The organism is Hymenobacter humi, assembly GCF_042665855.1.
In the GTDB taxonomy this organism is placed as follows: domain Bacteria; phylum Bacteroidota; class Bacteroidia; order Cytophagales; family Hymenobacteraceae; genus Hymenobacter; species Hymenobacter humi.
Window position 1 is genome coordinate 2,240,565 of record NZ_JBHTEK010000001.1, and the last position, 12,780, is coordinate 2,253,344.

Here is a 12,780-nt window from a genome sequence, read left to right on the forward strand (position 1 = left end):
CCGGGCGCTTTATTCGCTGGCCTTAATTCACGACGGCCGGTTCGGGCACCCGCTTCAGGTCCAGGTCCTGGAAGTCGTAGCTGAAGTCGGTTAGGGCCGAAATGGGCTTCATTTTAAAGCCCGAAGCGTGGCCCTGCTCATCGAGTGCGAAGGCGGCGAAGGCATCGGCATTTAAGCTGCGGGCCTTCCAGCGTACTACGTAGGTGCTGCCGCGGTAGGGCAGGACCTGGCCCACCAAGCGTGGGGCGCGTACCGATTTCAACCACAGTTGATTGCCTTGCAGGTAAAGGTTTACATCACCCAGCCAGGCATCGTGGTAGCGGCCCAGAAAAGGCGTATAATCGGGCCGCTTGGGGGCTTTTTGGTAGCTGCCGCTACCTGCTTCCACACGTCCGCGGTGGCCTTGCCATCAGTGGCCTTGCTGGCCGCGGTTAAGTCTGCCATGAGCTTCACCCGGTCCAGCCCGGTCATCCCGAGGTAATGGTCTTCGATGGTGTTGGTAATGGCCGTAAAAGCCGCCCCGCTTTCCTGATTGGTAAGCACAATGATGCCCAGGTGCAGCTCGGGCAGCAGCGTTACTTTGGTCACCATCCCGATTTGACCGCCGGTGTGCGATACTTCCTTGTAGCCCCGCACGTCGCGCAGGACCCAGCCCAAGCCATAGGCCGCAAAGTGCGTGTTGTAGCTATACGGCAAGTACGCTGCAGGTACCGGGCCCACGGGGAGAATGGTTTGGGCCGACCACAGTTCGTGCTGGGTTTTGGGTTTGAGCAGCGAGGCTGGCGCGCCGGGGCCGCCAACCAGCATCATTGCCCATTTGCTCAGGTCGGCCACGCTGCTGTACATGCCGCCGGCTGCAGCACCCACGGTGCCTAGGTCGCGTCGAATTACCCGGACTGTGCCCTCCACCGGGCCGTGCCCGTCGATGACGTTGGTGGGGTCGGGGAGACGGGAAAAGAGGGTGGCGCTCCGGCTCATGCCCAGCGGCTTGAGCAGGCGGGTTTCCACAAAGTCGGCCCAAGGCTGGCCTGCTACCCGCGTCACCACCTCGCCCGCTACCAGGTACAGGTTGTTGTCGTAATCGTACTTGCTGCGAAACGACGACACCGGCTTGAAGTAGCGCAGGTTGTGAATCACGTCCTTGATGGTGAAATCCGTCGAGTCCGGGAAAAACATCAAATCGCCGGCGCCCAAGCCCATGCCGCTGCGGTGGGTTAGCAAGTCGCGCACCGTGAACTCTGCCGTCACGTAAGGGTCGTACATCTTAAACTCGGGGATGTAATCGGTCACCTTGTCGTCCCAGCGCAGCTTGCCCGCCTCCACCAGCAGCCCCAGTGCTGCAGTGGTGAATGCTTTGGTATTGGACGCAATGCCAAACAGCGTATTGGCATCCACCGGCGTTTTGGTGGTTAAAGAGCTCACGCCGTAGCCCTTGGACATTACGACCTGGCCGTCCTTCACCACGGCTACCGCTATGCCTGGGACATTAAATGCCTTCAGCGTGCGGGCTACCACGGCATCCACGGCTGCCACATCGAGCGGGCCTACGGTAGTAGAAACTGATTGTGCCTTGGCCGACAGGAACAATCCCGCGACCAAGGCACTACTGAGGAGAGCAATTCGGAGCATGTCGAAGATTTGAAAAATTCGTTTAAAGAATTATCAAATCTCGCCCTTATGATTCGATTTATTGTTATATTTTACTATATATTATTGAAATTAAACAAATAAAGCAGCGATACACTTTGAGGCGCTACAGTTGCCGGGCAGCCCAGGCGTCCATCTTGCGCTCCAGCACGGCCAGCGGCATGGAGCCCCCGGCCAGCACTTCGTCGTGGAAGGCGCGTAGGCTGAACTTGGAGCCCAACTGCTTTTCGTAGCGGGCCCGCAGGCTCGCGCAGCTTGAGGGCGCCGGTTTTGTAGGCCAGGGCCTGGCCGGGCATGGCCATGTAACGCTCGATTTCGGCCGTGGCGCCCTGCTCCGAGATGGGCTCGTTGGCCATCATGTACTTGATGGCTTCTTCGCGGGTCATGTTTTTGGCGTGCATGCCCACGTCCACCACCAGCCGGATGGCGCGGTGGATTTCGTCGCCCAGCGCCCCGATTTTCTGGTACGGGTCCTGATACAAGCCCAGGCTCTGGGCCCAGGCTTTCGCAGTACAGCGCCCAGCCCTCGCTGAAGGCCGGGTAGGAGGCGAAGCGCCGGAATTTAGGCAAGGCGGTGTTTTCCTGCTGCAGCGAGAGCTGGTAGTGGTGCCCGGGAATGGCCTCGTGGGCAAACAGCGACTCCATACCCGAGGTGGTGTTGAACTTGGTGGCATCGAGAATGGGTACGTAGAAAATGCCCGGCCGCGAGCCGTCGGGCGTGCCGCGGTTGTACTCGGCCGAGGCCGTGGCGGCGCGGAAGGCTTCGGTTTGCCGAATCTCAAACGGCGACTTCGGCGTGCGCCCAAACAGCTTGGGCAGGTTGGGCGTAATCCGGGCCTGAATGGCGCGGAAGGCATTGAGCACGTCTTCCGGCGTTTTGTAGGGCGTGAATTTCGGGTCCGAGTTCAGGTATTTGAAGAAGGCCGGCAGGTCGCCCTGGAAGCCTACCTGGTTTTTCACGGCTTCCATCTCGGTGCGGATGCGCTTCACTTCGCTCAGGCCGGTTTGGTAAATGGCCTCCGGCGCGCGGTCGGTGGTGGTATAGCTGCGCACGGCATAGCGGTACATGGCGGCTCCGCCGGGCACAGCGGCCAGGCCGGTGCTGGTTCGGGCCATGGGCAGGTATTCAGTTTGCAGGAAGTCGGCCAGCTTGCGGTAGGTGGGCACCAGGCGGGTGAGGATGGCCTGCTGGTAAGCCGTGGTCAGGCGGGCCTTGTCGGCCTCCGAAAAGCTGGCCGGCATGCGCGTGATGGGCCCGTAAAACAGGCTCTTGGTGGCGTCTGCCGTGATTTGGGCTTGCAGCTGGGGCACCATTTTCAGCACCAGCACGCGCGGCAGCACCACGGCGGCCTTCATGCCGCGGCGGAAGTTGCCGATGGCCGAATCGGCCCACACCGGAAACTGCCCCACGCGCGCCAGCCAGTCGTCGTAGTCCTTCACCGTTTTGAACGGTTGGGCACCCGTACCCGCGCCCAGTTGCCCGAGGGTGTTGGGCAGGCTGTAAAATTGGGCAAAGGGCATCATCCAAGTGTTGAGCTGCAGCCCTTCGAGCCGGTTCTGCATCTCATATTCGAAGATGTCGTAGCTCACCCGGTCGGCGTCGGAGAGCAGGGTTCGGTCAAATTTCTTGAGCGAAGCCAGGTACTGCTCGTAAAACCGTTCCTGCTGCTGCCGGAAGGCGCGGGTCTGGTCGTTGGGCAGCTGGTCGTTGTAGCGGTAGTCGCCCTGGCTGGTGGCGTTCAGCGGAAACAGCTTGGCGCGGTCTTCCCAGTAGGCGTCGAACAAGGCAGCAAGCGGGGCCGACGTCGCTACGGTGGTCGCAGCGCCCTTGCCAGAAGCCTTGGCCGGCGCTTTCACCGTCTTCTTGGCAGGCGCTGCCTGCTTCTTGGTGGGTTGTGCCTGCGCCAGGGCCAGTCCGGCCGGCAGCCACAGCGCCGCGAGCAAGGGCAAGGTTGTTATTTTCATGGGGTTGAAGAGTGCGATTGGGAAAGCAAGCTACAGCAATTCACGAAAATTGAAATAGTTGAGCAAAGTAGTTGAGCCACTGCCGCCGCTAAAGAAAACCCGCGCCGTGGGTGCACGGCGCGGGTTTTCTCAACAGTAGCTAGGGCTATTGCTTGGCGGCCCAGGCGTCCATTTTCTTCTCGAGCACGGCCAGCGGCATCACGCCGTCTTTCAGCAGCTCGTCGTGGAAGCTGCTGAGCTTAAACTTGCTGCCGAGCTGCTTCTGGTACTTGGCGCGCAGCTCCTGGATTTTCAGGGCGCCGGTTTTGTAGCTCAACGCCTGACCAGGGATGGCCATGTAGCGTTCAATTTCGGCCGTGGCGCCGTCTTCCGAAATGGCCTCGTTGTCCATCATGTACTTGATGGCTTCTTCGCGGGTCATGTTGCGGAAGTGCAGGCCGGTGTCCACCACCAAGCGCACTGCGCGGTGCATTTCGTCGCCCAGCGCGCCCATGTACTGGTAGGGGTCGGTGTAGAGGCCCAGTTCCTTGCCCAGGCTCTCGGAATACAGCGCCCAGCCCTCGCCCATGGCCCCGTACCAGGCAAAGCGGCGGAACTTGGGCAGGTCGTTGTTTTCCTGTTGCAGCGAAATCTGGTAGTGGTGGCCCGGAATGGCTTCGTGCAAAAACAGCGACTCCATGCCCGAGGTGGTGTTGAACTTGCTGGCGTCCACAATCGGCACGTAGAAAATGCCGGGCCGCGTACCATCCGGCGAGCCCTGGTTGTATTCGGCCGAAGCCGAAGCCGCCCGGAACGCCTCGGTCTGGCGTATCTCAAACGGCGTTTTGGGCGTGCGGCCGAACATCTTTTTCAGGTTCGGGTCGATGGTCGCCTGAATCTTGCGGAAGGCGTCGAGCACCTCCTTGGGCTGCTTATAAGGCATGAACTTCTTGTCGTTTTTCAGGTAGTTGAAAAACGCTTTGAGGTCGCCTTTGAAACCGGTTTGGGTTTTCACGCGCTCCATCTCGCCGCGAATGCGGGCCACCTCGGCCAGGCCGGTCTGGTAGATTTCGGCGGGCTTTTTGGTGGTGGTGGTCCAGTAGGCCACGTAGTAGTTGTACATCTCGGGCCCGCCCGGAATGGCCGCAATCCCGCTCGTGCTGCGGGACTTGGGCAGGTATTCCTTCTCCAGGAAGTCGCCCATTTTCTTGTACGATGGCACCAGCTCGGTGCTGATGGCCTTCTTATAAGCATCGGTCAGGCGCGACTTGTCGGCGTCGGAAAAGTCCTTGGGAAAGCGCGTAATTGGGCCGTAAAACAGGCTCTTGGTGGGGTCGCTCACCAAGATGTCCTTGCCGCGCATCTGCGGCAGCATTTTCACCACCAGGGCGCGGGGCAACACCACGCCGGCCTTCATGCCCCGGCGGAAATTGCCGATGGCCGAATCGGTCCACACCGTGAAGCCGCGCACCCGGCCCAGCCAGTTGTCGTAGTCCTTCACCGTCTTAAACGGCTGGTTGCCCTCTCCCGAGCCGTACTGGCCCAGCGTGATGGGCAGGCCCCAAAACTGGTTGGTGGGCATCATCCAAGTGTTCAGCTTGAGGCCGGCCAGCCGCTGCTCCATCTCGTACTTGAAGATGTCGTAGCTGATTTTGTCGTTGTCGTTGAGCTGCTCGCGGTCAAATTTGCCGAGCTGTGCCAGGTAGTCGCCGTAGAACGTGCGCAGCGTGTCGCGGAACGCCTGAGTCTGGTCGTTGGGTAAGATGTGGTTGTAGCGGTTGTCGCCCTGGGCCGTGGCCGCCAGCGGGTCGAGGCGCGACTGCGTTTCCCAGTAGCTGCTAAAGAGGCCCGTCAGGCCTTTTGTCGAATCGGCCGCCGTGCCGGTGCCGGAGTCGGCAGTGCCGCTGGTGGCCGTTTCAGTGGTTTTGGTTTGGTTGCAGGCCGTGGTGAGCGCCGCGGCCACAAGGCCTGCTAAGGCAAGTTTTTTCATGGAAAAAGGTGAAGCGGGAGGAAACGAAAGAGTTGGGCCAAATAACGGGAAAATTTTGGGTTGGCTGCGCGGCTCATGGCCATGCCTTCTACGTTGTGGGACCGTCTTTTCGGAGGAGTGGGCTGGAACGTAAAAAAGCCCTGCATCCCAAGAAGGGCACAGGGCTTTTTTATATTTCAATACTGTGAAGTAGCTTAGTATTGAAGTTGAGTTATTCGCGCACCAAGCGCTGCGTGGTACGGCCGGATTCGCCGGTCAGTTCCAGGAAGAACGTGCCTTTGTTGAGCGTGGTCAAGTCGAGGCGGTCGTTGCCGGCAGCTTTCCCGCTGAGCAGCTCCTGGCCCAAGGTATTGAGAATGCGGTACCGTACCGCACCCATGGTGGCGGGCAGCGTCACGGTGCTGGCGCTGGGGTTGGGGTACACGGCCACACAGATGTTGTTCGGACCCTGGGCAGTGGCTACCGGCGAAAAAGTGCTGGTGCCGTCGGCGTCGACTTGGCGCAGGCGGTAGTAGGACTGGCCCGCCAGCGGACGGCTATCTACGAACGTGTAGTCGTGCAGGCTGCTGCTGTTGCCCTGGCCCTTCACGGTGCCAATGGTCTGGAAAGCGTCGCCGGTGGCGCTGCGCTGTACTTCGAAACGGTCGTTGTTCTTTTCCGAGGCCGTAGCCCAGGCTCAAGTTCACGGCTTGTGCTTGGCTGGTCGCATTGAAGCGGGTCAGCTCAACGGGTAGGGGCGAAGCATTACCTGACCTTAGTGTGACATTGTCAATCAAAAGCTGATTTTTGTTCGTCGAACCCAGAATAATCCGAACCCCCACCCTTGTATAGGCCGTGGCAGAGGAAGGAAGGATAATTACAACAGTGGAGATACCAGGGCTTGGAGCTGGGCTCAACACGATATTGTTATTGGTGGCGTAGCTATATGGTGGAGGCGTTGTGCCACCGCCAAAGTTATAAATAGGGCCTTGGTCGTTACCAGAAACTTGCGGGCCTGTGATTTTGAGTTGAGGGGTAGCAGAATAGGCAGCGCCATTTACGCTGATATAAACTTCAACCTTTGACAAGTCTGCAAAGCCACTTGTTTTCCCATTCCCATTGGTATATGATAAGCTTGCCAAGTCAAATCTTAGCGTATTAGGGGAAGATGAACCGGAGCCGGGAGCGAATGTTCTTTCATCAAAATCCAATTGGATAGCAGTGGCAACTTGATTGTTGTTACCATCGGCAACCCCAAAAGCTCCAAATCCAGCAGCACCGGTTTCAGTAAAATAACCGGTGGTCCCGGTGCCTCCAGCAATAACTGTCGGAGTAAAGGTTAATACCGACGAACCAAGATTGCTGGGAGAGAAATTCTGAATATTCGGACTTACAAACGTAGTAGTTTGCGCCTGGGCACCTACTGAGCTTAACAGCGCAAATGTGCCAAGCAATATCGCCGCCCGGTGGTTACGCTTATTTGAAAAGGAAGTAAAAACTTGCAACATTGAAAAGGGTAAAATTTAATTAGAGTTGTATTTGAAAAAGAAGAAGCTTTCTGGAAAGCGTCAGATTTAAAAGCGTAAAAGCGTTAGTGCCAATTGTGCAAGTGGACTATAGCTTAGTTTGTATTTGCTTCATAAGTAGGATTTGTGAAGCAGCTTCAATTAGAATTGTACTCTATTTATGACAAAAAAAGAATGTTCGTTCATAAAACCTGTGCAAGGTAAGAATACTTCGTGGTATTGTAACAAATATTCAAATTGCTCGTAATGCACCTTTGCTTTTAAAAAGGCCTTTAATTATCAAAAATTAGGTGTTTAGGAAATAGCCATCACTTATATTAGTATAATATATATTATAAATACAATTTATGAATTATTCTTTTGATGCGCTTAGTGGAGCACATGGAAAGTCAGGACTTTCAATTGATGCCTTTGCTCTTTAGGGGGATGAGAGCCTTCGACTGATAAGGCGAACTAAGGTTCACTGTAGAGCAGGTGCTACTTTCGTGTAAAAATCCCGCCCCGCCCTTGTCAATTCTTAAGTTTTTCCTGTTATTCTTGCTGCTGGCTGCTCCATCACTGGCTCCTGCCCAGCGCCGCACTTCGCCAGCCACATCAAAAGGCACTGCCCGGCAGGTACCTGCCTCTGCGCAGAAGGCCCACCCCGCCGGTCGAAAGCCTAGGGCTTCTGCTTCAAAAGCGAAGCAAGGGAAAAAGTCAGCCTCTACCCGCAAGGCTCCGGCTACCCCGCTGATAGCCCCCAACGACCCGGCCTTCACGCAGTATCTGCATTCGCCGTGGGTAGATAGCCTGATGAAGGTGCTCACCCCCAACCAGCGAGCGGCGCAGCTGTTTATGGTGGCGGCGTATTCCAACCGCACGCGGGTGGATGAGGACTCGATTTCGGCGCTTATCCAGCAGTACGGCATTGGGGGATTGATATTCTTTCAGGGTGGGCCGGGCCGGCAGGCGCGGCTGCTCAACCGCTACCAGAGCCAAAGCAAAGTACCCTTGCTGGTGGCGCTGGACGGCGAATGGGGCGTGGGCATGCGCCTCGACAGCGTGGTGAAGTTCCCGTACCAAATGAGTTTGGGCGGCGACACCGATACGACGCTGCTCTACGACATGGGCCGCGAGGTGGCCCGGCAATTTCAGCGGCTGGGCATGCACGTCAACTTCGCGCCTGTGGTGGACGTGAACAACAACGCCGCCAACCCCGTCATCGGCTTCCGCTCCTGGGGCGAAAACCCGGCCGCCGTGTCCCGCGACAGCCGCCAGTACATGCGCGGCATGCAGGATGCGGGCATTTTGGCCGTGGCCAAGCACTTCCCCGGCCATGGCGACGTTGACGCCGACTCGCACCTGGCCCTGCCCACCGTGCGCGTCGACCGCCGGCGGCTCGATACGCTGGAACTGCCGCCCTTTCGCAGCCTCATTGCCGGCGGCCTGGGCGGCATGATGGTGGCCCATCTCAACGTGCCCGCGCTGGATACGGTGAGCGGGCCCAGCACCTTGTCGCGGCCCATTGTGACGGATTTTCTGCGCGGCGAAATGGGCTTCAAAGGCCTGATTTTCACCGATGCCATGAACATGAAGGGCGTCATCTCGAAATTCCCGCCCGGTGAGGCCGATGTGCGCGCTCTGATGGCCGGCAACGACATCTTGGAGTTCAGCAAAAACGTGCCGCTGGCCATTCAGATGGTGCGGGCCGCAGTAGACAGCGGCCGCATTTCGCAAAAGGAAATCGACGAGCACTGCCGCCGCGTGCTGGCCCTCAAGCAGTGGTCGGGCCTGAAGCATTACCGGCCCATCGATACCAAAAACCTCTACGAAGACCTCAACGCGCCCCACGCCCAATACCTGAGCCACCGGCTCACGGAGCTGAGCATTACGCTGCTGCGCAACCAGCAAAACCTGTTGCCCTTGCAGCGGCTCGACACCCTGCGTATAGCCACGCTGGTACTGGGCGGCTCGCCCCGCGACACCACCGATTTCCAGAAAGCGGTAGCCGATTACGCGCCAGCGGCTCACTTTCATGCCGCGGCCACGCCCACTCTGGATGAGCTGATAAAGCTGCGCGCGGCCCTCAAGCCTTATAACATGGTGCTAGTGGCGCTGCAGGGGCTGGGCCGCCTGCCGGCCACCAGCTTTGGCATCACGCCCGAAACCAACATGCTGCTGCGGGAGCTGGTAAACCAAAACCAGAAGGTGGTTTTGAGCGTGTTTGGCTCGGCTTACGCCGTGGCCAAGGTGCGCGACCTGGAGCGTGCCGGGGCCGTGGTACTGGCGTACCAGGAAAGCAAAGATGCCCAAAGCCTGGCCGCCCAGGCCATGTTCGGCGGCATGGCGGCCACCGGCAAGCTGCCGGTTACGGTGTCGGACCGGTACCCGCGCGGCTTCGGGCTGCGCACCACAGGCAACCAGCGCCTGCGCTACGCTTACCCCGAAGACGTGGACATGGACGGCCGCCTCGAAGCGCGCGTGGATAGCCTCATTGGCCGGGCGCTGGCCGCCCAGGCATTTCCCGGCGCGCAGGTTGTTATTGCCCGGCGTGGCACTGTGGTGCTGCGCAAAAGCTATGGCAACCAGACCTATGCCGGCTTTGCAGCCAATGAAGAATCAGGAATGAAGAATGAGGAATCGAAAAAGAGGAAAAGAGCTAAGAAGCAAAGCTCCTCTGCTAATTCTTCATTGCTCATTGCTCATTCCTCATTATCCACGCCGCGTCCGGTGCGTGACGATGACATCTACGACCTGGCCTCGCTGACCAAACTCATGGCCTCGACGCCGGCGCTGCTCAAGCTGCAGGAGCGAGGCAAGTTCAGCCCCGACAGCACCATGGGCAACTATTTTCCCTTCCTGCGCGGTACCAATAAAGAGAACCTGCGGATGCGCGACGTGCTGGCCCACCAGGCGCGGCTCAAGGCGTGGATTCCGTTTTGGAAGGAGCTCACGAAGAAAAACGGCAAGCTGCGGCGGCGCTACTTCCGGGCCGATTCGTCGGCGCGGTTTCCGCTGCAGGCCGCTCACGACCTGTGGGCACGCCGGAAGCTGCCGGCCCGCATCTACAAGGAAATAGGGGAGTCGCCGCTGAACGAAAAGCCCGGCTACGTGTACTCTGACCTTTCCTTTATTCTGTACCCGGAGCTAGTGAAAGCGCGCACGGGGCAGACGTTTGACGCCTTTTTGCAGCGCGAAGTATACGGGCCGCTGGGCGCTACCACCATGGGCTTCCGGCCCACCAACCGCTTCTCGCTCCGCCGCATTGTGCCCACGGAGGTTGATTCGGCTTTCCGGCGGCAGCTCCTGCACGGCACCGTCGACGACGAAGGCGCGGCTCTGCTCGGGGGCTGTCGGGCCACGCCGGCCTGTTTGGCAATGCCAACGACGTGGCCAAGCTCGCCCAAACCTACGCCTGGGGCGGGCGCTACGGCAATCAGCAGCTCTTCAACAAGGACATCATGGCCGACTGGACCCGCTGCCAGTTCTGCCCCGATAACCGCCGCGCCCTGGCCTTCGACCGGCCCGCCGCCAACCCGACGGTGAACTCCGCCAAAAGCGCCTCGCCCAGCAGCTACGGCCACACCGGCTTCACGGGCACCTACTTCTGGGTCGACCCGAAAGAGGAATTGGTGGTGGTACTGCTGGCCAACCGCGTACACCCGACGCGCAACAACAACAAGCTCTCGGAGCTGAGTGTGCGCAGCGCCCTGCTGCAGCTGGCCATAGAGGCGGTGAAGAAGTAGCAGGGCACCCGTTCCGGTGCTGGGGTACCGCCCCTCGGCCACCCGTCAGCGCCGGCCGCCGCGGCTTCTGCTTTCAGACAGGCTTGCTTAGTTGAGCGAAATGTAATGAGCTGATGGTTATGAAGTAAAAGGCCTGATGGGGTGCCGTATGGGCTTGTTTGCGAGTAATTTGTTGGTGGGTAATAGTGTTGTGCAGCAACATTACAGCATAGGGAATTGTCATCATTTTAGCCCTTGAAACCAGCCGTGCTGAATGCTGGCGCCGGGGCGATTTCGATGTCGTAAATATTAGCTAGCTTGGGTGCTTGCTTTTCCCTCCCACCCACCACCGCCGAACTTATGCAAGGACTGATGATGGCCGACCAGCTGCGCGTAGCTGGCATAATTGAGCACGCCGCCAAGTGGCACGCCGACTCTGAAATTGTGTCGCGTCTGCCCGAAGGCGGCATCCACCGCTACACCTACGCCCAGGCACACCACCGGAGCAAGCGGCTGGCCAACGCCCTGCTCCGCCTGGGCATGCAGGACGGCGACCGGGTGGGCACGCTGGCCTGGAATACACACCGGCATTTCGAGCTGTACTATGGCGTAGCGGGCATAGGGGCGGTGTGCCACACCATCAACCCGCGCCTATTTCCGGAGCAGGCTCGTCTACATCATCAACCACGCCGAAGACCGGCTGCTGTTCTTCGACCTCACCTTTCTGCCCTTGGTAGAGCGCCTGGCTCCCTTGTGCCCCAAGGTGGAGAAATGGGTGCTCATGGCCGGGCCGCAGCACCTACCCGCCGCGTCGGAGATGCCCGGCCTCTGCAGCTACGAAGACCTGCTGGACGCCGAAACGGCGGATTATGAGTGGCCGATGCTCGACGAAAACACGGCGTGCTCGCTGTGCTACACCTCCGGCACGACCGACCAGCCCAAGGGCGTGCTGTATTCTAACCGCTCCACGGTGCTGCACGCGTTGGGTATTTCGCTGCCCGATGCGCTCAATTGCTCGGCTCTCGATGTGGTAATGCCCGTGGTGCCCATGTTCCACGTCAACGCCTGGGGCCTGCCGTACGCAGCGCCGCTGAACGGTGCCAAGCTGGTGCTGCCCGGTGCCGGCATGGATGCCGCCAGTCTGTACGAACTGTTCGAAACCGAGGGCGTCACGTTCTCCGCCGGCGTGCCCACCATCTGGCTGGGGCTGCTGCAGTTTATGCGCGAAGGCCAGCGGAAGTTCAGTACGCTGCGGCGCACGGTGGTGGGCGGCTCCTCGTGCCCACCGGCCCTCATGAAGGCGTTTGAGGAAGAGCTGGGCGTGACCATCATGCACGCCTGGGGCATGACCGAAACCAGCCCCCTGGGCACCGCCGGCCACCTCAAGCCCAAGCACGCCGCCCTCAGCCCCGCCGACAGCCTGGCCGTGCGCGCCAAACAAGGCCGCGTGGTGTTTGGGGTGGATATGAAAATCGTGGGCGACGACGGCCAGGAGCTGCCGCACGACGGCGTGGCCTTCGGCGACCTGCTGGTGCGCGGCCCGTGGGTGGTGCGCGACTACTTCCGCAGCGGCCAGCCCGGCGAGCTCACCGCCGACGGCTGGTTCCGCACCGGCGACGTGGCCACCATCGACCCCGACGGCTTCATGCAAATCACCGACCGCTCGAAGGACGTCATCAAGTCGGGCGGCGAATGGATTTCCAGCATCGACCTCGAGAACCTGGCCGTGGCCCACCCGGCCGTGGCCGAAGCCGCCGTCATCGGCGTGCCCAGCGCCAAGTGGAGCGAGCGGCCCCTGCTGGTAGTGGTGCGCCGCCCCGGCATGGACGTATCACCTCAGGAGCCTGCTCGATTTTTCCGGGGCAAAGTGGCCAAATTCTGCGAGCCCGACGCCGTGGAATTTGTGGAGCAGCTGCCCCACACGGCCACTGGCAAGCTGCTCAAGACCCAGATACGCAAAGATTTTGCGGGGTACTCGGTGGCTTAAACC

At 59.7% G+C, this 12,780-nt stretch carries 8 protein-coding genes and 3 pseudogenes; 4 read left to right on the forward strand and 7 right to left on the reverse strand.

Translation table 11 applies throughout. The features are described 5' to 3' along the window. Positions 1 to 22 precede the first annotated feature (22 nt). From ACFQT0_RS12540 to ACFQT0_RS12575, 7 genes and pseudogenes are all read right to left on the reverse strand, one after another. Complete coding sequence (locus ACFQT0_RS12540) at positions 23 to 388, reverse strand: DUF3471 domain-containing protein (RefSeq protein WP_380203192.1); 366 nt, start codon at positions 386 to 388, stop codon at positions 23 to 25. Then, a complete protein-coding gene (locus ACFQT0_RS12545; protein WP_380203194.1) occupies positions 292 to 1,629 on the reverse strand; it encodes a serine hydrolase domain-containing protein in 1,338 nt (445 codons plus the stop codon). The genes ACFQT0_RS12540 and ACFQT0_RS12545 overlap by 97 nt, the downstream gene beginning before the upstream one ends. Positions 1,630 to 1,703: 74 nt before the next feature. Then, positions 1,704 to 2,063, reverse strand: coding sequence for a DUF885 family protein (locus tag ACFQT0_RS31650; protein WP_449272091.1), 360 nt, complete (start codon positions 2,061 to 2,063; stop codon positions 1,704 to 1,706). A gap of 112 nt (positions 2,064 to 2,175) precedes the next feature. Beyond that, positions 2,176 to 3,612 (reverse strand): annotated as a pseudogene (locus tag ACFQT0_RS12560) (DUF885 domain-containing protein); the annotation flags it as partial. A gap of 145 nt (positions 3,613 to 3,757) precedes the next feature. Continuing rightward, positions 3,758 to 5,581, reverse strand: a complete 1,824-nt coding sequence (locus ACFQT0_RS12565; RefSeq protein ID WP_380203196.1) for a DUF885 domain-containing protein — start codon at positions 5,579 to 5,581, stop codon at positions 3,758 to 3,760. A 211-nt stretch (positions 5,582 to 5,792) separates the two neighbouring features. Then, positions 5,793 to 6,170 carry a T9SS type A sorting domain-containing protein gene (locus ACFQT0_RS12570; protein WP_380203198.1) on the reverse strand — a complete coding sequence of 126 codons (378 nt, stop codon included), beginning with the start codon at positions 6,168 to 6,170 and terminating at the stop codon, positions 5,793 to 5,795. Then, positions 6,118 to 7,068, reverse strand: a complete 951-nt coding sequence (locus ACFQT0_RS12575) for a hypothetical protein (RefSeq protein WP_380203200.1) — start codon at positions 7,066 to 7,068, stop codon at positions 6,118 to 6,120. Before ACFQT0_RS12575 ends, ACFQT0_RS12570 begins: the two co-directional genes overlap by 53 nt. Before the next feature lie 810 nt (positions 7,069 to 7,878). Here ACFQT0_RS12575 and ACFQT0_RS12580 point away from each other — a divergent pair. From ACFQT0_RS12580 to ACFQT0_RS12595, 4 genes and pseudogenes are all read left to right on the forward strand, one after another. Then, a pseudogene (locus ACFQT0_RS12580) lies at positions 7,879 to 10,263 on the forward strand (glycoside hydrolase family 3 N-terminal domain-containing protein); the annotation flags it as partial. 170 nt (positions 10,264 to 10,433) lie between these two features. After that, a complete protein-coding gene (locus ACFQT0_RS12585) occupies positions 10,434 to 10,811 on the forward strand; it encodes a serine hydrolase (protein WP_380206003.1) in 378 nt (125 codons plus the stop codon). Positions 10,812 to 11,165: 354 nt separating this feature from the next. Beyond that, positions 11,166 to 11,375: pseudogene (locus ACFQT0_RS12590) on the forward strand (AMP-binding protein); the annotation flags it as partial. Positions 11,376 to 11,493: 118 nt separating this feature from the next. Further along, positions 11,494 to 12,777, forward strand: a complete 1,284-nt coding sequence (locus ACFQT0_RS12595) for an AMP-binding protein (protein ID WP_380206004.1) — start codon at positions 11,494 to 11,496, stop codon at positions 12,775 to 12,777. Positions 12,778 to 12,780 lie beyond the last annotated feature (3 nt).

What these genes read in the sequence shown, in the direction of transcription:
- ACFQT0_RS12545 (WP_380203194.1), bottom strand. Translation starts at nt 1,629, where the DNA reads ATGCTCCGAATTGCTCTCCTCAGTAGTGCCTTGGTCGCGGGATTGTTC.
- ACFQT0_RS12565 (WP_380203196.1), bottom strand. Translation starts at nt 5,581, where the DNA reads ATGAAAAAACTTGCCTTAGCAGGCCTTGTGGCCGCGGCGCTCACCACG.
- ACFQT0_RS12575 (WP_380203200.1), bottom strand. Translation starts at nt 7,068, where the DNA reads ATGTTGCAAGTTTTTACTTCCTTTTCAAATAAGCGTAACCACCGGGCG.